Origin of the sequence: Halorubrum tebenquichense DSM 14210, assembly GCF_000337415.1 — an archaeon.
Taxonomy (GTDB): domain Archaea; phylum Halobacteriota; class Halobacteria; order Halobacteriales; family Haloferacaceae; genus Halorubrum; species Halorubrum tebenquichense.
Window position 1 is genome coordinate 1 of the sequence record NZ_AOJD01000045.1, and the last position, 20,156, is coordinate 20,156.

At 70.0% G+C, this 20,156-nt stretch carries 16 protein-coding genes; 5 read left to right on the forward strand and 11 right to left on the reverse strand.

Annotated features, from left to right (window positions below):
* From C472_RS17780 to C472_RS07480, 3 genes are all read right to left on the reverse strand, one after another.
* Positions 1 to 122, reverse strand: a 122-nt coding sequence (locus C472_RS17780) for a DUF444 family protein (protein ID WP_006629209.1), incomplete at its 3' end; no start/stop codon positions are given.
* Positions 113 to 2,554 carry a serine protein kinase PrkA gene (locus tag C472_RS07475; protein ID WP_006629210.1) on the reverse strand — a complete coding sequence of 814 codons (2,442 nt, stop codon included), beginning with the start codon at positions 2,552 to 2,554 and terminating at the stop codon, positions 113 to 115. The genes C472_RS17780 and C472_RS07475, both read right to left, overlap by 10 nt.
* A 1-nt stretch (position 2,555) precedes the next feature.
* Entirely contained in the window at positions 2,556 to 4,643 is a 2,088-nt protein-coding gene (locus tag C472_RS07480) for a PrkA family serine protein kinase (RefSeq protein WP_006629211.1), read from the reverse strand.
* A gap of 1,339 nt (positions 4,644 to 5,982) precedes the next feature.
* On the opposite strand from C472_RS07480, the gene C472_RS07485 reads away from it, so the two are divergent.
* On the forward strand, positions 5,983 to 6,675 hold the full coding sequence (locus C472_RS07485) for a DUF1028 domain-containing protein (protein ID WP_006629212.1): 693 nt from the start codon (positions 5,983 to 5,985) through the stop codon (positions 6,673 to 6,675).
* A gap of 47 nt (positions 6,676 to 6,722) precedes the next feature.
* On the opposite strand, the gene C472_RS07490 is transcribed toward C472_RS07485, so the two are convergent.
* Positions 6,723 to 7,577: an endonuclease/exonuclease/phosphatase family protein gene (locus C472_RS07490; RefSeq protein ID WP_006629213.1), complete on the reverse strand. Its 855-nt coding sequence runs from the start codon at positions 7,575 to 7,577 to the stop codon at positions 6,723 to 6,725.
* A gap of 413 nt (positions 7,578 to 7,990) precedes the next feature.
* Positions 7,991 to 8,473, reverse strand: a complete 483-nt coding sequence (locus C472_RS07495; RefSeq protein ID WP_006629214.1) for an RNA-binding protein — start codon at positions 8,471 to 8,473, stop codon at positions 7,991 to 7,993.
* A gap of 144 nt (positions 8,474 to 8,617) precedes the next feature.
* On the opposite strand from C472_RS07495, the gene C472_RS07500 reads away from it, so the two are divergent.
* From C472_RS07500 to C472_RS07510, 3 genes are all read left to right on the forward strand, one after another.
* On the forward strand, positions 8,618 to 9,235 hold the full coding sequence (locus C472_RS07500; RefSeq protein WP_006629215.1) for a 2Fe-2S iron-sulfur cluster-binding protein: 618 nt from the start codon (positions 8,618 to 8,620) through the stop codon (positions 9,233 to 9,235).
* An 87-nt stretch (positions 9,236 to 9,322) separates the two neighbouring features.
* On the forward strand, positions 9,323 to 9,661 hold the full coding sequence (locus C472_RS07505; RefSeq protein WP_006629216.1) for a hypothetical protein: 339 nt from the start codon (positions 9,323 to 9,325) through the stop codon (positions 9,659 to 9,661).
* Between the two features lie 165 nt (positions 9,662 to 9,826).
* On the forward strand, positions 9,827 to 10,162 hold the full coding sequence (locus tag C472_RS07510; protein ID WP_006629217.1) for a NifU family protein: 336 nt from the start codon (positions 9,827 to 9,829) through the stop codon (positions 10,160 to 10,162).
* Between the two features lie 56 nt (positions 10,163 to 10,218).
* Here C472_RS07510 and C472_RS07515 read toward each other — a convergent pair whose 3' ends face one another.
* The 3 genes from C472_RS07515 to C472_RS07525 all read right to left on the reverse strand — a co-directional run bounded on the left by C472_RS07515 (position 10,219) and on the right by C472_RS07525 (position 16,213).
* Positions 10,219 to 14,118: a glycoside hydrolase family 97 catalytic domain-containing protein gene (locus C472_RS07515; protein WP_006629218.1), complete on the reverse strand. Its 3,900-nt coding sequence runs from the start codon at positions 14,116 to 14,118 to the stop codon at positions 10,219 to 10,221.
* Between the two features lie 161 nt (positions 14,119 to 14,279).
* Entirely contained in the window at positions 14,280 to 15,800 is a 1,521-nt protein-coding gene (locus C472_RS07520) for a DUF402 domain-containing protein (protein ID WP_049906426.1), read from the reverse strand.
* A 2-nt stretch (positions 15,801 to 15,802) separates the two neighbouring features.
* Positions 15,803 to 16,213: a DUF7532 family protein gene (locus tag C472_RS07525; RefSeq protein ID WP_006629220.1), complete on the reverse strand. Its 411-nt coding sequence runs from the start codon at positions 16,211 to 16,213 to the stop codon at positions 15,803 to 15,805.
* 596 nt (positions 16,214 to 16,809) lie between these two features.
* On the opposite strand from C472_RS07525, the gene C472_RS07530 reads away from it, so the two are divergent.
* A complete protein-coding gene (locus tag C472_RS07530; protein ID WP_006629221.1) occupies positions 16,810 to 17,820 on the forward strand; it encodes a PrsW family intramembrane metalloprotease in 1,011 nt (336 codons plus the stop codon).
* Positions 17,821 to 17,862: 42 nt separating this feature from the next.
* Here the strand turns inward: C472_RS07530 and C472_RS07535 are convergent, their stop codons facing one another.
* The 3 genes from C472_RS07535 to C472_RS07545 form a co-directional block, all read right to left on the reverse strand.
* Positions 17,863 to 18,840, reverse strand: a complete 978-nt coding sequence (locus C472_RS07535; protein ID WP_006629222.1) for an ROK family protein — start codon at positions 18,838 to 18,840, stop codon at positions 17,863 to 17,865.
* Positions 18,841 to 18,931: 91 nt separating this feature from the next.
* On the reverse strand, positions 18,932 to 19,390 hold the full coding sequence (locus C472_RS07540) for a universal stress protein (protein WP_006629223.1): 459 nt from the start codon (positions 19,388 to 19,390) through the stop codon (positions 18,932 to 18,934).
* Between the two features lie 271 nt (positions 19,391 to 19,661).
* On the reverse strand, positions 19,662 to 20,045 hold the full coding sequence (locus C472_RS07545) for a DUF5611 family protein (RefSeq protein ID WP_006629224.1): 384 nt from the start codon (positions 20,043 to 20,045) through the stop codon (positions 19,662 to 19,664).
* Between the last annotated feature and the right edge of the window lie 111 nt (positions 20,046 to 20,156).

Here is a 20,156-nt window from a genome sequence, read left to right on the forward strand (position 1 = left end):
GGGATCCGGATCCGGTCGGGGCCGGAGCCGCCGAGGTCGCCGTGACTGATGAACTCGGAGAGATCCTCGCGGCGCGTCTCACCGACCTCCCGGAACCGCTCGCGGTCCTCGGTCAGTCCCACGGACTCTCACCTCCGTTCGGACCGCCGTCGTCCTGCCTCTCGCCGCCGCCCGCCGCGTCGCCGACCTCGGCCCACTCCTCGCGCACGTCCTCCATCACGGCGCGGCTCGTCAGCTCCGCGGACGCGCGGCTGTAGCCGCGCTCGCACAGGCGGTCGATCGCTTCGGCCTTCACCCGCGCCGTCTCGGTGTCCTCGGGCGGGTCCGGCCACGCCGCCGGGTCGAGGTCGGGGAACCGGCGCTTCACGTCGGCGAGGTCGTTGGCGTCGATCACCGACTCCAGTTCGGGAACCTCCCCGAGATCGACCTCGTCGAGGTTGAACGCGTCGTCGCGGTTGCGCCACGCGTAGCGCGTGAGCCCGCGGATGACGCGCTCGCGCCGGAAGCGCTCGACGTCGCGGCCCGGCTCGGTCCCGCGGTAGTCGCCCTCGTCGAACCGTCCGAGCGCCTCCGTCTCGAACACCTTCATGACGAGCGGGTCCGGCGGCTCGTCGTCGCGGCCGCGCGCCGTCGGGTCCGCGTCGTCCCACGCGTACACGTGCTCGACGTACTCGGCGACCGTCTCGGCGGGGACGGTCTCCGCCGCGAGAATCGCGTCGATCACGTCCTCGCGCTGCCGCTCGCGAATCCGCGAGGCGACCGGCCCGCGCCGCCCCTCGAACTCCGCGGCCTCCGCCCGCGAGAAGACGGGGGCGTCGGCGAGGCCGTCGGCGAGCGCCGCGAGCACGTCCGTCGGCGTGACCACGCGCTCGACGGGGAGGTCGGGGTGGCTCCGGTCGGCGGTCGTCGCGAGCAGGTCGGCGATCGCGTCGCGGGCGTAGGTGACGGGGATCCCGTTGCGGCCGTCCCCCTCGGCGAGGTCGACGTCCGCGACGGTGACCGCGTCGTCGCCGCTCCGGACCTCGCCGGTCTCGTACAGCGTCGCGGTCTCGATCAGGTCGAGGTCGCCGGGCAGGTCGTCGGCGTCGAGCCGCGTGACGACCGCGTACAGCGCCGCCGCCCCGACCGCGTGGGGGGCGATCTCGCGCTCGACGACGCTCCCGTCGGACTCCCGGACCTCGACCGTCAGCGGGGCCGCGCCCGGGTCGTCGCCGTCGGCGTTCGGGCCGCTCGCGCCGGGATGGGCACCGCTCGCGCGCGACCCCGCGCCGCTCTCGACGCCGCCTCCGGCTCCGTTCCCCTCGACGCCGCCGACCGCCGTCGCGCCGGCGATCTCGCGGCGGAGCAGCCGCGCCTCCAGCCGGCGGTTCGTGAGGTACCGGAACTCGTGCTTCGAGAGCCGACGTTTCAGCGCCTTCAGCGGGTCGGCGTCGCCCCGCTCGGCGTGCCGGTCGAGCTCCGCGTCGAGGTCGGGGTTCGAGATGACGATCAGCTGGGTATCTAAGTCCATCCCGATCCCCTTGTCCAGTTTCACCCGGCGCTCGTCCGGGACGTTGAGCAGCCGCCGGAGCAGGTCCGGGTGCTGGCTCGCGTCCTCGACGACGGTGGCGACCCCGTTCCCCTGCGAGAGCACGCCGTCGTAGCTGAACGCCTGCGGGTTCTTCCGGCCGCGCGAGTCGAGCTCCCGCAGCATCCCGCCCATCCACGAGCCGACGAGCCGCTCTTTCGCCGTCCCGTCGTCCTCGGCGTGGAGGACGCCGATCCCGCGCCCAACGTCGACGACGTAGCTCGTCACGCGCAGGTGGTCGCGGTCGGTGATCGCCGAGAAGAGGTCGCGCCGCTCTCGCTCCCGGTAGGCGGACTCGAGGTGGTCGTACGCCTCGCGGCTGAACGGGTCGAGGTCCACGTCGGCGGCGATCGGGTAGGCGTCGGCGTCGACCGCGTCGGCGATCGACTCCCGGACGGACTCGGGGAACACCGACAGGGGATGCGTCTGGACCGGACTGCGGTACCACTCGCCCGCGTCGCCGCCGTCGCCGTACGACAGCGACGCCGAGCCGGTCCCGCCCCCGGCCCCACTCCCCGCGCCCCCGACGTTCCACTCGACGGTGTACCGCCGGCCGGCGTCGGTCTTCGAGAACGCGCGGAGCCCGTTGACCAGGCACCGCTTGAACTCCGACTTTCCGGTCGCCGTGGGGCCGTCGATCCAGACTATCGTCTCGTCGTTCCCCCGCCCGGCGGCGGCCGCGCGGAGGTCGTCGACGAACGCGTTGAGCGCGCGGGTGTTGCCCAACACGGCGTGTTCGCCGTCGTTCGCCGGGTCGTCGAAGAAGCGGTAGCGGTCGAGCGTCTCGCCGCGCTCGCGGACCTCCCGGGTGCCGTACGCCTCGACGGCCGCGAGGAGGTACCCCGCCCCGGAGGCGGCCGCGGTCGGGTGTTCCAACACGCGGTCGACGTACGATTCGAGGCTCATCGGCGGGTCGTACGCCCCGCGGAGCCGCTCGTCGGCCGCGGCGACGAACGACTCGCCGTCGGATCGGGTGCGGTCGCTCATCTCAGTCCCCGCCGTCCTCGATCTCCGAGCGCGCGACCGCCGCGCCCGCGTACTCCAGCACCTCGGCCGCGCCGTCCTCGGAGTAGCCGCGGTCGACCAAGGCGTCGACCCACGCGCTCCGGTCCTCGTCGTCGAGGTCGGTCGCGGACACCAGCGCGGAGAAGTTGATGTTGTGCTTCTTGTCCTCCCACAGCTTCCGTTCGAGGGCGCGCCGGAGCCGGTCGTTCTCCTGCGGGTCGAAGCCGCGCCCCTCACGGGCGCGCCGGGAGACCCAGTTCGACACCTCCTGTCTGAAGTCGTCCTTGCGGTCGGAGGGGACGTCGAGCTGCTCCTCGACCGCGCGCAGGAACGTCTCGTCCGGCTCGCTCTCTCTCCCGGTCAGCTCGTCGTCGACGGTGTCGTCGTCGATGTACGCCATCACGTGGTCCATGTACTTCTCGCCCTGTCGCCGGAGCTCGTCGACGTCGTACGCTAACGCGTGCCGCACGTCTTCGATTGCGCGCTCGCGGTACTCCTCGCGGACCCGGTCGAGCAGCCGCTCGTAGCGGTCGAGGTCGTCGGCCGCGATCGAGCCGTGCCCGCCGAGGTTCGCCTCGAAGTGGTCGAAGACGGACAGCGGCGAGAGGTGGCTGCGCTCGCGGTGCGTCGCGTCCATGATCGCCTCGGCGATCTCGTCGCCGACGAACCGCGCCGAGATCCCGTCCATCCCCTCGCCGATGTCGGCGGACTCGGCGGCGTCTTCGCGGAGCTTCCGCCCGTCGATCTCCTCGTCTTCGAGTTCGCCGTTGTACACCTTCGCCTTCTCGACGAGCGTCACCGTCTCGTCGGTCGGCTCTTCGAGGCGAGTGAGCACGCCGAAGAGGCCGGCCATCTCCAGCGCGTGCGGCTCGACGTGGACGTTGGGCACGTCGGCGTTGGCGAGCATCTTCTCGTAGATCCGCGCCTCCGACTCGTACTCCAGCACGTACGGGTAGTCGATCCGCTTGGTGCGGTCGTTGAACGCTTCCATCTTCTCGTCGCCCGTCTTCTCGCGGTACTCCGGCATGTTCGTCCGGCCGACGATCACCTGATCGATGTCGATCCGGGGGTTGTTCTTCGGCTTGATCGTCGACTCCTGAGAGGCGTGGAGGAAGTCGTAGAGGAACTCCCGCTGGAGTTTCAACAGCTCCTCGCCGGAGAACAGCCCACGATTAGCGTTGCAGAACGCGCCGGCGTAGTCGAACGCGCGCGGGTCGGACTCGCCGTAGACGGCGAGTTTCGCGTAGTTGACGTCGCCGGTCAGCTCCGTCTCGTCCTGGTTCTTCTTGTCCTTCGGCTCGAACGTCTCGATGCACTCGCGGCGGTTCTCGTCGGCGACCAGCCGGACGACCTCGACGTGCTCGTCGAGGACGCGTTCGAGGTCGTCGTCGTAGTGCGCGAGCAGTTCGTTCAGGTAGAACTCCGAGGCCGGGTCCGGGTGCTGGTCGTTCCGCAGCGTGTAGGGCGCGTCGAGCCGCTCGTTGAGGTCGTCGATGACGTCCTGTCGCTGCTCTTTCGGGAGCAGTACGAGCGGGTCTTGGCTCATCGGCGACCGGACCGTGTCGTCGTCGGGGTCCTGGTCGTCGATCACCGAACAGAGGTCGACCCAGCGGAAGGTGTACATCCGGCCCGCGTCCTCGCGGGTGTACGCCTCGAAGTAGCGGCGCACGAGGTAATCGAAGTGCGACTTCCCGGAGCCGACCGGCCCGAGCAGGAGCTTGATCCGCTTTTCGGGACCGAGCCCGCGAGCGCCGGACTTCACCTTGTTGACGAACTCGTGGATCGCCTCGTGGACCTCGCGGCCGTAGAAGACGTTCTCGCCGTCGTGAAGCGGGTCCTCGGCGGCGAGCGCGTACTCGACGACGCCGCGCTCGTCGTCGTAGTGGGTCCCGTAGTGGTCGAACATGTCCGCGACGCGCTGGTGGGCGTTCCGCGCGATCCGCGGGTCGTCGTACAGCGCGTCGAGGTACCAGTCGAACGATCGCGCCGCTCTGAGGTCGTCGGGGACCTCCGTCCGGTACTCCTCGCTGAGCCGTTCGAGCGTGTGTCGTTCCGCGGTGGTGTCTGCCATCGTATCACGTTCGCTCGGAGGTCCGGGCGGCGTCTCCGGCCGACGCGGCCGACAGAGCGGTCGCTCTCCGTGCGCGTGTCAACAACTCGTCGAGCCGCGAGCAGCGCGTCGTCGGCGTGTGCGTCGGTCCGGTGGTCGCCTCGCCCGTATCCGAGGCTATATATGTGGGAGGGATTGACACGGATAAGTATATCGCCAGTTGACATCCGACACGATTCGGTCGCTCCCGTCGCTGTCGTCGGATCCACCCCGATCGGTGACGGTCCGTTGACCGGATTTATGTAAGGTTCGTGAGATCGACGGCGGGGGTGGCCGGCCGTCCCCCCGGAACGGCCCGCGCGCGTCGCCCGGAGGATTTGTATCTGGGCGGATCGTCGTCATCGTCGTTAGTGTCGCCGCTCACAGCCGGCGCACACTTCCAACCTGCGTCACACCGAACATGGTGTACTTAAAATCGAACTGTAGGAGTTCTACAAATCCACATTTGTTGGTATAACTGTGATGAGAGAATTAACACCGAGGATCCGATAAACCCGAATTTGTACGTAAGAGCGGATTTACTGCGATATTCAAAATGTTTGAGACCTCGGAAATGGCAGCGACGGGGTGACTATCCCAAAAAAAGAAGTTTTGCGACTGGAATCTCGTCGATGATGATGGAGAGTTGGTTAACGAACACGCCGCGTTCGACGACAGCGCCGACGGCGCACTGACAGTCAAGCCGATTGAATACTCGGATCGAAAGTCTAAACGGAGTATATTGATCAATCCACTCGTGATTTGATCAAGATCGATCAATAAATTTGTTATCAAAACCTATAGAGAAAAACTCGGCAATTCGCAACTTACAAGCGTAGAGAGTCCATTTAAAAAAATGCGCTTCCTACTCGCGTGGCCAGTACAGGCCACGCTAGCTATACCACCAAGCAGCTGCTTTGTTACAGCTGCGTGACGAGCAGGTAGAGGAGCATAGCCGCTCCGCTACTCAGCTCGATCTTGACCTTCAGGCTGATAGTTCTCAGGGACCAGCAACGCGCTTCCTACCCGCGTGGCTTCGATCCCGTTTTATAATATGACGAGTCACTTGGATAAGTATATCGGCGGTTGACATCCGACACGACCCGATCGCCGCCGCCGCCGTCGCCGGATCCGCCCCGATCGCTGACGGTCCGTCGGCCGGGTTTATTCGAGGTTCGTGAGATCGACGGCGGGGGTGGCCGCCCGCCCCGCCGGAACGGCTCGCGCGCGCCGCCGTTCGCGGGACGAGGACCGTCTTGGTGAAACCGGAACCATCGGCCCCGGAACCCACCCTTTTGCGGGTCGCCGCCGCAGTACGGGTGTGACGTTCAGCATCTGCGTTCGCGAGCGGTACACCGACGAGGACGGCGACGACCAGATCCGGTTCGGCGTGGCGGTGACCACCCGACTGCCGGGCGTGGGCACGCTCTGCCCGTTCGCGTCGTCGGACGGGGCAGTGGCGACCCAGTCGCTCGTCAACGTCGAACTGGGGTGGAAGGGGATCGAGTACCTCGGCGACGGGCTCGCGGTCGACGACGCCCTACGGGCACTCTTAAACGCCGACGAGGGGAGCGCCGAGCGCCAGCTCCACGGCGTCGACGCCGACGGGACGTTCGCCTTCTCCGGCGACGAGTGTAACGACTGGTACGGGCACCTGGAGGGGGAAAACTACACCGTGGCGGGCAACCTCCTGACCGGCGAGGACGTGATCGAGGACACCGCCGCCGCCTACGAGTCGGACGCGCACGGCGACGCGCCGCTCGCCGAGCGCCTGATCGACGCCCTCGCCGCGGGCCACGCCGCGGGCGGCGACAAGCGCGAGGACCTCGAGGTCCAGTCCGCGGCGCTGATCGTCGAGAACACCGAGGCGGAGGCCGACGACCCGTACTACAACGACCTCCGCGTCGACGCGAGCGAGACGCCCGTTGCCGACCTCCGCGAGACGTACGAGACGGCCAAGCGCGGCTACGAGACTATCCTGGAGAAGTACGCCGAAGAAGGGGACGACGAGTGATCGGCGAAGGCGACGAGTAGTCGTCGGCGGAGGACGGGCGGAGCGGCCTACAGCGACAGCCGCGCGAGGATCGGCAGGTGGTCGGAGGGGTATCGCCCCCGGTCGTCTCGGTCCGCGAGCGTGGCAAACGCCTCGACCGATAGCTCCGGCGAGACGAGCGCGTGGTCGATCCGCCGGCCGTCGATCAGCCGAGCGAAGTCGGTGAGGCTCGTTTCCGGGCCGTGACGGAGGTCGGCGGCCGCCGCCGCGTCGCGGAGGGTGAGCGCGTCCTCGTCGGCCGGCTCCGCGGTGTCTTCGTTGTCGCCGTCGTCGCCCACGAGGATCCGATGCGGCTCGGAGCCCGGCGTACAGTTGAGGTCGCCGACGAGGACGACCGGGACCGCTTCGTCGGATTCCGTTTCGCTCGCGGTCGCTCTCTCCGGGAGCCGGTCGCGGAGCAGTCGCGCGGACTCGCGCCGCGCGCGGGCGCTCACGTGGTCGAAGTGCGTGTTGACGACGAGGAGCGCGTCGCCGCCGTCGGGATCCGTCGCCGCGCGCTCGACCCGCGCCCACGTCGCGATCCGCGGGTAGGACGCGTCCCAGCCGGTCGAGGGCTCGGCGGGCGTCTCGGAGAGCCAGAACGTGTCGCTCTCGGTGACCTCCCAGCGGTCGCTCCGGACCGCGACGGGACAGCCCTCCCCCTCGCCGTCCGCCTCCCGGCCGCGTCCGACGAACTCGTACCCCGGGAGCCGCTCGCGGAGGTCCCGGCGCTGGCCCGGGAGCGGCTCTTGGAAGGCGGCGATGTCGGGCCGGTGGAAGCGGACCAGTCGCCCGACCGCGTCGCGGCGGTCGTGCCAAGCGTCGTGGTGGTCGCCGCGGTTGGCGTAGCGGACGTTGTAGCTCAGCACCCGAATCGCGGTCATTACGTCGTGCGTCGCGGGCGAGGCGATTAAAAGACGCGGAGCGTGTACGGAACCGTGGTCAACGTCTCGGTCGATCGACTGTGCGTGCTCGCTTATAAACTGCTGATCGACACGGACACCGCCTCGCGACTGCCCCTTCGAGTCCCGCCCGCAGCAGCACCGCACCTCACGCCTCCCCAGCCTCGTCGGCCGCGTCCGTCGGGCTCCCTTCGGTCGCCCCCGTCGCGGCCGACTCCAGCGGGGGACCGGAAGGTCCCTCTGGCAGCCGGCGCGTAGCGCCGGCGACCTCGCGCGGCGCTACTCGCGGCCGCCTTCGGCGGCCGCTCGCAGGCGCGCGCCACCGCACAGTGTGTTCAGTTATAAGTAATCGTCGCCGTCGCTCGCGGCGGTTAAAAACGGAGTAGCCCGCCCGCTCAGACGGAGAACTCGTAGAGGTCGTCGCCGACGTGGTGGATCGACTCGACGACCTTGCCGCTGTCGCCGACCATCTCGTCGCCGTCGACCAGCGCGCGGCCGACGGCCAGCACCTTCCCGTGGGTCTCCTCGGCGACGACGACGAGGTCGCTCTCGCGGATCTCCGGGTCGGCCTCGACGATGCCCGGCCGCATCACGTCCGCGCCGTCGGAGACGAACGAGATAGCGCCGGCGTCGACGGTGACGACCCCCGTCTCCGGGTCGAAGTCGTTCGCGCCGCGGACGGTGAGGAACGGCTCGTCGTCGTCGACGTAGAACACCGCCGGATCGCCGTCGACCAAGACGAGTTCGTAGCCGGCGTCGACGAACTCGACGAACTCGAACGTGTCGCCGTCGATGTCGACCCCGAGGTGGTCGGCGACCGCCTCGCGGATCGCCGTGATCTCGTCGCTCCGGAGGTGGTGCCGGGATTTCACTTCCATGAGCGCCTCGTCGGCCGCTCGGCCGATAAATGGACCGCTCCGCGGCCCCCCGCCGGGGCGACCGCCCGCTTCGCCCCGCGAAACCGGTCTCGCACCGTTGGACCGATCAAAACGGCCTTAAACCACCTCTCCTTATCGGCTCGTATGCTTGGCCCACTGGCGATCGTGGCGATCACGAGGATCGTGAGCCTGCCCGCGATCGCGCTCGCGACGGTCGCGACGCTGCTCATCGTCCTCATCACCTCGGTGAAGGGGACGGGGTGGGAACCCACGACCGACATCTCCGAGGAAGTGCTCGAACACCGCGCGTCCGCGGTCCCGGAGACGGAGTTCCCGGAACCCGGCAACCGCGCGGTCGGCGGCGGCGGTGGCGGCGCGGGCGCGATCCCCGCCGGCGGCGACGGCGAGGAGGGCGAACTCGAAGAGGGCGGCACCGTCAGCTCCGGCCCCGGCGACATCCCCGAAGACGAGGTCGAGTACTTCGAGGTCGAGTTCGTCAAGCAGGGCGAGACGGTCGAACTGTCGAACGACCAGCCCATCCTCGAACAGGGCGAAGACGAGGGGTGGGACCTCCCGTACGCCTGCCGGCAGGGACAGTGCGTCTCCTGTGCCGGGCAGATCGCGGACGGTCCCTCCGAGGACTTCGTCGAACACGACAACCAGCAGATGCTCGAGGAGGCCGAGATCGACGACGGCTACACGCTCACCTGCGTCGCGTACCCCCGCGACTCCTTCAGCATCGAGACCGGCGAAGCGCCGTAGCTCCTCAGCGCTCCGCACTCCCGTACTCGTTTCCCGGCCCGCGCCCGCTCGCGACACCCTTTTTCGCGTCTCGCACCAACCGATCGCATGACCCTCACTACGGCGCTCGTCGCCGGCGGCGGCGGCGTCGCCGTCGCCCTGATCGCCGCGGCCGTCTATCGCGACGCCGTCCGCGTCGGCGTCGACCTCGGGACGCCGGCGCTGTGGGCCGCGCTCGTCGTCCTCACCGGCGGCGCGAGCGTCGTCACGGCGATCCTCGTCCCCGACGCGCCCCTGCCCGGCGTCCTCGTGTTGACCGCGTTCGGCCCGCTCCTGTACCTGCTCGAACGCGACGACTCGATGCGCGGCGGCGACGCCGCCGACCCGACGCGGCTCCCGAGCCAGTCGGAGGAATCGCCAGAGAGAGGCGACGATCGCGACCGATAGCGGCCTCGTGCCCGTTGCGACGGTCGCGACCGCCGCGGCCGCCGCGACCGCTCGCGGCCCGTCCGGGCGCGTTCCCGTCTCATCGACGATGACACAGTTCCTTTCCTTCTCGATCGCGGCTCCTAAACCGCAACTTTCCATACCGTCGGGGGCGAAGGAGTGACAATGAGCGACGAGAGCGACGAGAGCCTCGCGGACCGGGTCGAGCGGTGGATGGTCGGACAGATGCCGATCATCCAGATGCACGGCGGCACGAGCGTCGTGCGCGAGGCGGACCCCGACACCGGCGAGGTCGTCGTCGAACTCGGCGGCACCTGCTCCGGCTGCGGCATCTCGAACATCACCGCCGACAACATCCGCCGCGACCTGATCATGGACTTCGATGAGGTCGACGACGTGACGGTGCGGACCGCCTCCTCCGGCGACAACGGCGCGTCCACCGTCGAGGGCGGCCGCGGCGGCGAACTCAAACACGAGACCGAGTCCGCGAACCACTTCTGAGCGCCGCGGGCCGACCCCGCACCCACTCGTCCGCTCCCGGACCTCCTCTTTATTCCCTACAGCGGCGTGAACGGCAGCGACGCCAGCGAGTCGGGGCCGTAGTCGAGCGCGTCCGCCTGCGAGACGCCGTCGGGCGTGATCAGGTCGATGACGCGTGGCGCGTTGTCCGCCGCGCCCTCGCGGGCACCGCCGAAGACGAAGTCCCCGGCGTCGACCGCCACCGCCCGCAGACCGCCGCGGTCCTCCGAGCCGACGACCGGTAGCACCTCCCACTCGGAGAGGTCGCCCCCGACCGCCGACTTCGGTATCGAGACGACCGCCGTGTCCGCGTCGAAACTGGCGAACACCTCCGGCGTGCCGAGATTCGCTCCGTCGGCGTCGGTGATCCCCCTCCCGAAGCCGCTCGCGTCGACCCGGTACTGCCACGGATCGTCGAACTCGGCTGCCAGTCCGAGGTCGTCGAGCGGTTCCGCCCGCCCGCCGTCCGCCTCGGGATCGCGCAGGTACGCGAGGAAGTAGTGCGGCGAGAAGTCGCCGCCGAACGTGTCGTACAGGTTCTCGACCTCGAACGCGAACCGGTACTCCTCGTCCGTCTCAAGCACGCGGAACGAGCGCAGGTCGAAGGCACCTTCCCGAAACGCGCCGTTCGTCGGGTAGACGTACTCGCCGGGCCCGTCGTCGTCGCCTCGCGGGTCGGTGAACTCGCTGACCACGTCGCCGGGGGCGACCGTCACGCTCCCGGACGCCAGTTCCGTCCCGCCGTCGGCCTCGCGGACCGTCACGTCGAACGTCCCGATCCGCGAGATGCTGAAGCCGAGGTCGACCGTTTCCCCGTCGGCGTTCGGCGGGAGCCGGACGTTATCGAGCGCGGCGACCTCGCCGTCGACGAGAATCTCGACGGTGGTCCCGCCGACGAAGGCGGCGTCGTTGGAGCCGGTCCCCGTGACGAACGACTCACCGAGGTCGGCCTCGTCGGCGATCGACACGGCGATCGACTGCTCCGGCCGCTCGTACTCGGGGAGCCGGTTGATCCCGCGCCCCCGAGCCGGGCGCAGCCTGACCGCGGTGCCCCCGCTCGGAGCCAGCGACGCCAGTAGGGTCGACCCCGGCGCGACGACCGCCTCGTCGATGCGGACCCCGGTCGGGTCGGCGTCGACGCCAGCGCCGAGCGCGTCGGAGTAGATCTCGGCGACGTACTTCGGACCGTTTCGACCGTTGCCGTTGCCGTTTCCACGGCCGTTGCCGTTCTCGTTTCCGCGTCCGTTGCCGTTGCCGTTTCCACGGCCGTTGCCGTTCCCGCCGCTCTTGGACTTCCCGTTCCCTCGCCCCGGCGTGTCGCCCGAACTGCCGGGCGTGTCGCCCGAACTGCCGGGCGCGAGGAAGTCGAGGGGCACGTCGACCGCGCGGCCGTTTCCGTCGGTCATGACGCCGAGGAACCACTCGTCGCCGTGGCGGCGGGCGATCGCGAGGTACTCGCCGATCGCGGAGCCGACGACGCGGGTCTCGTCCCAGCCCGCGGCCGGGACCGACTCGATGAACCCGAACTCCGCTTCGGCGTCGAAGTTCTCGTTTTCGGGCTCGTACCCCTCGTACTCGGCCGGAATCGGCGACGGTTCGCCGACCTCGGTGACCGCGACCGCGTTGAGGTTGAACCCGCCCACGTCGCCGACGAACCCGTCGTCGCCGTCGTCGTACGCCAGTTCGATCGCGACCTCGTTGTCGCCGGCCGCCAGTTCGACCTCGGTCGTGAACACCCGCCAGTCGTCCCAGTAGTCGGTGAACGGCGGCTCGATCGTCCGCGTCTCATCGTTGACGCGCAGCGTGGCCCGCGGCCCGCCGGCGTCGATCACGCGGCCGGCGTTCTCCTCGCCGTCGCTCGCGTACCGGAGGTGGAGGTCGTAGCTCCCGGCCGCGGGAACGTCGCGGACCTCATAGGCGACCGACGACCCGCTCGGCGCGCGGTTGGGGTCGACGGCGACGAAGTTGGTGCCGAAGGCGTCGCGCCACGAGTCGTCGGTGACCAGCCCGTCGCGGTCGCCGGCGGCGGCGTGGAGCCCCTCGCCCACCTCGAACGTCTCGTCGACGTACCCCTCGATCCGGTCGGCCGCCATCTGGAGGCCGCTGAGGTACGTCGGGTACATCGCGAGCTGTTTCGCCCGCGTCGTCTGGACTTGGTCGCCTCTGTCGTCGCCGAAGGTGAGGTCGAAGATGCCCGGCTGGAAGCTCACGGGGCCGGCGAGGTTCCGCGTGAACGGGAGCGTGACGTGGTGGTCGCGGCCGACGTTCGAGCCGAGCTGGCCGAACCCGTCGTACTCCTGCGCCTTCACGACCTCGCGGTTCGCCACGTTCGGGTAGGTGCGGATCTCGCCGGTCGGCTTGATCCCCTCGTGGATCTCCAGCAGCTGGCGGTTCGCGGCCGCCTCGCGGATCACCAGCCGGTGGTGGTTCACCGCGAGCTGGTTGTGCTGGTTGTGGGTCGGCTCTGCGCCGTCGCCGTCGATGCCGAGGCCCGGGTCCGAGACGTAGCCGTTCTTGATCGAGTTGATCCCCGTCTCGTCGTAGCCCGCGAAGACGTCCTCGTCGAGGATCGCGGACTCGTACCCCGGGAGGTTCCCCGCGGTCTCGTTGTGGATCGTCATCTCCACCGGGTCGGTGAGCCCGGCACCGAAGTCGGTCACCTCGCGCACGTCGAAGTCCGGGGAGGAGTCGTCGACGCCGAAGCCGAAGCCGCTCCCGTCCCCCGGGTAGGTGTCCCAGCCCTCGTTCCACCCCTCGACGAGGACGCCGTCGATCCCGTTTTCGCTCGCGAAGCGCATGTACCGCTTCATCCGCTCGGTGCGAGCGCCGTGGACGTAGGCCGCGGGGTTCCCGCCCCCGCCCGCGACCTCGTCGTCGGTCTTGTACTCCCAGTTCGCCTGCCCCGCGATCATCGTCCACCAGATTCCGACGTACTTGCGGGGCTCGATCCAGTCGGTGTCCGGCTCACCGCCCGCTCCCGCCGGGAGCGCCTCCTCGTCGAGCGGGTCGGAGAGCAGCGGGACCAACTGCGACTCGATCAACTCGCCCGGGCGGTCGGCGACCTGGATCGTTCGCCACGGCGTCGCCGCCGGCGGCTCCAGCGACGCCTTGCTCCCCTCCGGCAGCGGCGTGAGTTCGGTCGCGAACGCGGTCCCGCCGCCGTCGTCGCGCGGCGCGAGCGTCGCGGCCGCGTAGTCGTCGAGGTTCGCCTCGTGGACGCTGAGGTACGCGTCGCCGGCGTCGACCGTGAGCGGCGTGTGCGCGCCGCGCCGCATCGGCGTGCCCGTCGGCCGCCGGTCCTCGCTCCCGCCGGGAATCTCCGAGAGCGGCGTCTCCGCGTACTCCTGTTCGAACCGCGGGTTCGTCACCCTGTTTTCGATCCACCACGCGGTGTAGTCGTCCGCGAAGTCGACGCCGGTGTTCTCAGAAACGACCACCGCCCGCCCCTGATTGCTCGCGAACCCCTCGCCGAGGACGACTCGGAGGCCGACCCCGTCGTCGAAGACGCGGACCTGAAGCGTCGCCGTCCGGCCGCCGTCTCCGTCGTCGTCGGCCGCCGCGTCCGTGAGGCCGACGCTGAGGGCGTTGTACTCGGCGGCGACCTCGTCGGTCGCGCCCCACACCGGCTCCCACGCCTCGGTCGAGACCGCTCGGATCGTTCCCGTCACCGCCACGGGGCCGGCCTCGCCGGCGGCGCTCGCTCCGAACGCCGCCTGATTGCCGAAGTCGAACCCGAGCGTCGACGGCTCCACGTAGGTCGTCCCGTCGCGCGCGACCTCGTAGGTCGGGACCCCGTCGCCGACGTCGACCGTGACCGCGATCGACCCGTCCGGCGACGCGATCGTCTGAACCGGGTCGTCCGCGTCGTTGGCTACCCGCGCGGCGTCGTCGGCCGCCACGGTCCCGGAGTACCCGGCCGCGGCCACCAGCGCCCCCACGCTCCCCAGGAACCCCCGTCGCGTCGTCCCATCGAACGTTTGCTGTGATCGTTTCTCACGCATTCCGTCCGCACCGTGTATACGATGAACAATAATGCTATTGTAACGGAACGAAGTGATTGAATTGCGAAACGACCGAGTCGATCGGTCGCCGCCCCCGCCTACAAGGCGTTCCCCAGCGCCGACGCGACGCTCCGCGCCTTCTCGGCCAGCGGCTCGGGGACCGCCCCGGCCGCGACCGCCTCGTCGAGTTCGTCGTCGTCGACGCGCTCGACGGTCCCGTCGGGGCGTTTCACCACGTCGACGTGGAGGTCCACGTAGCGGGCCGCGCCCGGGAACACCTCCACCGGCGTGCAGACGTTGACGTAGGTCCCGCGGACGGTCCCGTCGCGGCCGCGATAGGTCGTCGGGTACCACCAGCGGCCCTCCTTCAGGCTCGTCTCGGCCACGTCGCCCGCCTCGCGGTCGACGCCGAGGCCGTCGTAGGTCCCGCCGCCGGTCATCTCCCGTTCGACGGTCACGCCCCCGTCGGCGTCGACGTCGGTGACCGTCCCCTCGCCGAGGGTGATCAGCCGGCCGTCCGGCTTCCCGTGGTCGATCCGGAGCGCGTCGCCCTCGCGCGGACCGAAGGCGTCGCTCACGACCGCGAACGGGAACGCGGCGTCGGGGTCGGGGTCACAGAGCGCCTCCGCGAGGTCGACGCCGGCCGAGGCGTCCGACGACCCCGCCTTCACGCGGTGGTGTCCCGGCATCGTCGCGGTCGCGGTCCGGCGCGCGTCGTCGAGCCCGAACCGGCTCTCGCGGCCGAACCAGACCCAGACGCCGGCGTTCGGCGCGGCGGTCGGCGCGTCGCGGAGCCGGGACCGGCCGTCGAGCACCCCGAGGGCGGACCCGCCCGCGGGACCGTCCGCGTCGCCGTCGTCGATCACTCCGCTCCCCTCGCCGTCGCCGCTCGCCGCGCGCAGCGCTTCCGCGGCCTCGACCGCGTCGTCGAGCCCGGCGGTCAGCGCCTCCGTGTCGGCGTCGACGGCCGGCGGCCGCCACACCGCCCGCCAGCCCGCCGGCGGTTCGAGGCCGAGCAGGTCGAGCATCCCCGACAGCTCCCGGGCGGCCTCCTCGTTCCGCACGTCGACCCGCGTTCCCGACCCCGGTTCGAGCGCGACGAGGCCGCCGCCGACCCGCAGCTCCCCAGACAGCTCGGGGCGGCGGTCGGTCCACGGCGCGGCCGACTCCCGCACCTGAACGCGCACGGGGTCGCCCGTCTCCACGCGGGCGTCGACGTCGCCGTACGGCAGGTACCCCTCGGGGGTTCCCGCGGGCGAGCCGGCTCCCTCACCCTCGTCGCCGACGCGGAGCCGGACCACCGCGCCGCCGCCGAGCGTCTCCGTCACCTCGCCGTCGAGGACGGTCCCGGGCGGGGTCGGGTCCGGCCACGCGAGCGCGTCGCGGCCGACGTCCGTCAGCAGGTCCCGGACCGCCTCGACCGCGTCCCGGTCGCCGCTCGCGCCGACGCCCTGTCGGTCCGCGCTCGTCTCGATCCGGACGTCCGGCGGCTCGGTCCCGAACGCGGCGTCGAACCGCCGGCGGATCGGCGGCGAGGCGTCGACCACCTCGTGTCCGGCGTCGAGCAGGCGCGCCGTGAGCGCCGTGGCGTAGATGCCGCGGACCCGGACCCGCGACATCGTCACAGCGCCCCGCGCTCGCGCGCGAAGCGGACTCGGTCGTTCACCGTGTCGCCGAGCGTCAGTTCCACGACGACGGGCTCGGCGTCGGCCGACTCCTCGCCCGTTCCGGCCTCTCGGAGGATCCGACCGCCCTCGACCGGGACGCCCCAGCCGTCGAGCGAGAGGTAGCCGCGGAGGTCGCTCCCGTGGGTGAACAGGTCGACCTCGGCGGTCGGGTGTTCCTGGACCGTCGCCGCGCCGTGGGCCATCTCCATGTCCGAGTAGTAGGGGCCGTCGGGCGCGAAGAAGTCGGTCAGCGCCTCGGCGTCCGCCGCGACCAACTCCGCGACGCGGTCCGAGGCGTCGGCGATCGCGTCCGCGTCCAGCCCGGCCTCGCGGAGGGCCCGCTGGGTCCGCTGGTCGAAGTGCATACCCCGGCGTTCGGGTGCCGCGGTTTCAACTCTGTCGGCTCCGTTGGAATCCCCTTCCGGGAAATAACAGGCTGTGAAACGACCGATCGATGGCAACTGCTTATAACCCGGAGCTTTCGTGTTTGGTGTTGGTGGGATAAATGGGATCGGCGCTGGCGCGGTGAACACGTCCGAAGCCCCAGCCGCGAGGCGGTCAGACGCTCGCTGCGCGCCTCACTCGGTCGCTGTCGCTCCCTCGTTCGGTGCTTACGTCGCCTCTGACCGCCTCGCGGCTGCCCCTTCGATTCCCGCCCCGCACCGCAACCGCACCTCACGCCTCCCCAGCCTCGTCGCTCACTCCGTTCGCGACTCCCTCGCGCGGCGCTCCTCACGCCCTTAAAAGGGCGCTCGGAGGCGCGCGCCACCGCACCGCAGATCGGTTGTCCGTCTCTCTGTATTGACCGACAGCAAGTCCCCCATATCACGTGTTGAAGAGTTCAACGGAGCCACTCTGTCGTCTCACTCGGGATCTACAGATCCGTCCGGCAGCCTCGTGTCTCCGGCGTTCGGCCGGCCCGCGCCCACCGGTTAAGTCACCGGGGGACAAACCGGCACGCATGCCAGCAGACGAGGACCCGATCGCGTCCCGGGCCGACGACGACCGCGACCTCTACGACGTCGCGACCTGGGAAGAGCGGACGTCCCTCGACGGGCTGTCGGTCGCGCTGTACTGGCTGCTCACCCGCTCGGCCAAGGCCGGCCTCCTCCTCGTCGCGCTCCTGATCCTCCTCGCGATCCTCGGCTCGTTCGGGCTGGGACTGCTCTTCGACCCCGCGATCGCGGTCCTCCTCGGCCTCTCCGTGGTCCCCGCGCTCGGCCTGGCGGCGTACGTGTACGTCTCCGACGTCACGACCGCCGAGCCGCTGTCGCTGCTCGTCGCCACGTTCCTGTTGTCGATCCTCACCGCGACGTTCGCGGCGGTGCTGAACGACGTCCTCCAGCCGTACTTCCGGCCGTTCGGCTTCCTCGGACTCGTGCTCTTCTTCTTCGTCGTCGTCGGGCCGGTCGAGGAGTCGGTGAAGCTGCTCGCCGTGCGGCTGTACGCGTACACCGACGCCCGGTTCGACGCCGTCATCGACGGGGCCGTCTACGGTGCCATCGCCGGTCTCGGCTTCGTCGTCATCGAGAACCTCGTGTACATCGCCCAGAACGTCGAGATATCGGAGCTGACGGTCGGCGTCGCGGCGCTCGGAGCCGGCGACGGCATCGCGGCGCTCCGGGCGCTCGCGGGGCCGGGCCACGTGATCTACTCGGGGTTCGCGGGCTACTACCTCGGATTGGCGAAGTTCAACCCCGGGAACCGCGGCCCCATCGTCGTCAAGGGGCTCGTGCTTGCGGCGGCGATCCACGGCCTGTACAACACCCTCGTCGGGCCGGTGACGGCCGTCGCCTCGGGGCTGTTCGGCGTCCCGCAGGTGCTCGCGCTGTTCGGGTTCGTCCTCGTCTTTCAGGGCGCGTTCGGCTACGTCCTCCTCCGGAAGATCCGCCGGTACCGCGACACCTTCCTCGAGACGCGCGACGCGGTCGACCCCGACGTCGAGCCGGAGCTGGACGAGTTCGAACAGTAGCGCCGGCGGCCGTCGGCCGCAGCCGGTCCCGCTTTCCCGCCGTCAGGGCGGACTCTCGACCCGCGAGCGGTCGCCCGTCCCGTCCGTCAGCGCGCTCGCGAGGGCCCCCTTCACGACCACCTCGTCGCCGAGACCGGTGAGCCGCACCTCCGGCACGTTGATGAACACCATCTCCGGGAGCTTCTCGCGGATCGGATCGAGGACGCGGTCGGGATTGTTGAGCGCCACCGCGCCGCCGACGCTCACGACCAGCGGCGCGTACGCGTGGATGACGTTGGCGATGCCCATGGCGTTCCAGTGGGCGACCTGATCGATCACGTGGTCTGCGAAGGTGTCCTCGCCCGCCGCCTCGAACACGTCGACCGCGGAGAAGTCGGGGTCCTCGACCGGGAGGCTCGTCTCGATCGGGTCCTCTTCGTACAGTTCGCGGGCGTACTCCGGGATGTTGTTGCCCGAGCAGTACCCCTCCCAGTGGCCGTCGAGCCCGCACCCGCAGGTCATGAACCCGTGCGGGTCGACGGTCATGTGCCCGACCTCGCCGGCGTTGCCGTCCCACCCCGAGAGCACGTTGCCGTCGACGGCGACCCCCGCGCCGATCCCCGAGGAGATGGTGAGATACACCATGTCGTCGGGGTTGCGCTCGGAGTGGAACCGCTCGCCGATGACGCCCGCGATGGTGTCGTTGTGGAGGTACACCTCGTCGGTGTCGAGCAGCCGGCCGACCGGGCCGACGAGCGGGATCCGCTCGACGGTGTCCGGGAGGTTCGCCGGTCCCTGGACGACCCCCTCCGCCAGGTCGAGCGGGCCGATCGAGCCGACGCCGGCCGCGACGGCCTCGCTCGGCGCGATCCCCGCCTCCGTACAGGCCTGCCGGATCACCTCCAGAACGGCCTCCGTGACGGCGATGCCGTTCGGCCCCCGCGGGGTGCCCCGCGACGCGGAACCGAGGATCGCCGCGGTCTCGTCGCCGACGACCGCCCGGACGTTCGTCGCCCCGAGATCGACGCCCACGTAGTACATCGGGTGTAAGCGCGGACCCGTCTCACTTAAGCGGGGCGCTTCGGGCGGTCGACCGGGCGCGAAAAAACCGACCCGTCACCGCGGAATCGCCTTACGACGCGGTCTCGTGAACGAACGTTACCGGGCACGGGGCCGACAGCATGACCTCCTGCGCGACGCTGCCGAAGACGGCCTTCCCGGTCGGGGAGCGCCGTCGTCCGCCGACGACGACGCGGTCGGCGTCGAGGCTGTCGGCGGTCTCGACGACCTCGTCCGCGAGGTCCCCGACCGCGCCCCGGACCGAGTGCCGGACGCCCGCCTCCGAGAGCGCCTTCGAGAGCGCGCGGGTGGTCGAGTGTCGCTCCGCGACGGCGTCGGGCGTCGAGCCCTCGGTCCCCCGTTCGACGCCGAGCTTCTCCCGGATCCCGTCGAACTCCGACCCGTCGAACACGTGGGTCAACACGACCTCGGCGTCCGCCGGCTCCGCGACCGCGATTATCTCGTTCGCGAGCCGTTTCGCGCGCTCCTCGTCCTCGGTACCGACCGCCAGTACGACCGTCTCAATGCTCATACACGCCCTTCGCTCCCGTGTAACTTAACCGTAGCGGGTTTTAACTCAAATCTGAATGAATATTTAGTCGATCGACCCTGACAGTCCGGGCGTCGCCGACCCCCTCGTCTCCGACCGGCTCCGGTCGGGCGGACGCGTCGCTGTCGGAGCGAAGTTCCGCCTCGGCGGTCGGCCGTCGGCACGACCCCCGAAACCGATCGGTAGTCGGGAGCGTCAGAAACCGGGCGGTAGCGAGGCGTGAGAAGGCGTCCGGTAGACCTGCGCGAGCCGTTCAGTAGTCGGGGGCGTCGTCCTCGACCTCGCGCTTCAGCGAGTCGCGGCGGGACTTCGCGTCGCGACCGGTCGCTTCCAGCAGGAACTCGTTTTTCGCGTCGACGGCGTCCGCGGCGGCGTCGGCGTTCCCCTCGGCGATGACCTCCTCCGCGGGCCGCTCCTCGAAGTGGACCGCCAGCTTGTCCTTCTTGCTCCCGTACTCGGCGGCTCCAGCGACGATCCGCTCGAACACCGGGTTGTCGGGGTCCTCGACGACGTACAGTTCGTGGCCGTCGTACTCCTCGGTGCCGGTGACCTCGCCGAAGTACTCCTCGATGGACCCCTTCAGGTCCGGCATTCGGTCGTCCAGATGCTCGCCGCGGCGCATCTTGTACTGCTTCATGCCGCGACCGTTCGACAGGCCGGCGTAAACCAGTTTCGTCACGGCCGCTCGCCGGGCTCGGCCGCCGACGCGCCCTTTGTATTCCGACCGCGGCGTCGGGTGTCGCCGCTC

Bases quoted from the DNA above. Each gene is read 5' to 3' on its own strand.
- C472_RS07475 (WP_006629210.1), bottom strand. From the start codon at position 2,554: ATGAGCGACCGCACCCGATCCGACGGCGAGTCGTTCGTCGCCGCGGCC.
- C472_RS07480 (WP_006629211.1), bottom strand. From the start codon at position 4,643: ATGGCAGACACCACCGCGGAACGACACACGCTCGAACGGCTCAGCGAG.
- C472_RS07490 (WP_006629213.1), bottom strand. From the start codon at position 7,577: ATGACCGCGATTCGGGTGCTGAGCTACAACGTCCGCTACGCCAACCGC.
- C472_RS07495 (WP_006629214.1), bottom strand. From the start codon at position 8,473: ATGGAAGTGAAATCCCGGCACCACCTCCGGAGCGACGAGATCACGGCG.
- C472_RS07500 (WP_006629215.1), top strand. From the start codon at position 8,618: ATGCTTGGCCCACTGGCGATCGTGGCGATCACGAGGATCGTGAGCCTG.
- C472_RS07505 (WP_006629216.1), top strand. From the start codon at position 9,323: ATGACCCTCACTACGGCGCTCGTCGCCGGCGGCGGCGGCGTCGCCGTC.
- C472_RS07510 (WP_006629217.1), top strand. From the start codon at position 9,827: ATGAGCGACGAGAGCGACGAGAGCCTCGCGGACCGGGTCGAGCGGTGG.
- C472_RS07520 (WP_049906426.1), bottom strand. From the start codon at position 15,800: ATGTCGCGGGTCCGGGTCCGCGGCATCTACGCCACGGCGCTCACGGCG.
- C472_RS07525 (WP_006629220.1), bottom strand. From the start codon at position 16,213: ATGCACTTCGACCAGCGGACCCAGCGGGCCCTCCGCGAGGCCGGGCTG.
- C472_RS07530 (WP_006629221.1), top strand. From the start codon at position 16,810: ATGCCAGCAGACGAGGACCCGATCGCGTCCCGGGCCGACGACGACCGC.
- C472_RS07535 (WP_006629222.1), bottom strand. From the start codon at position 18,840: ATGTACTACGTGGGCGTCGATCTCGGGGCGACGAACGTCCGGGCGGTC.
- C472_RS07540 (WP_006629223.1), bottom strand. From the start codon at position 19,390: ATGAGCATTGAGACGGTCGTACTGGCGGTCGGTACCGAGGACGAGGAG.
- C472_RS07545 (WP_006629224.1), bottom strand. From the start codon at position 20,045: ATGAAGCAGTACAAGATGCGCCGCGGCGAGCATCTGGACGACCGAATG.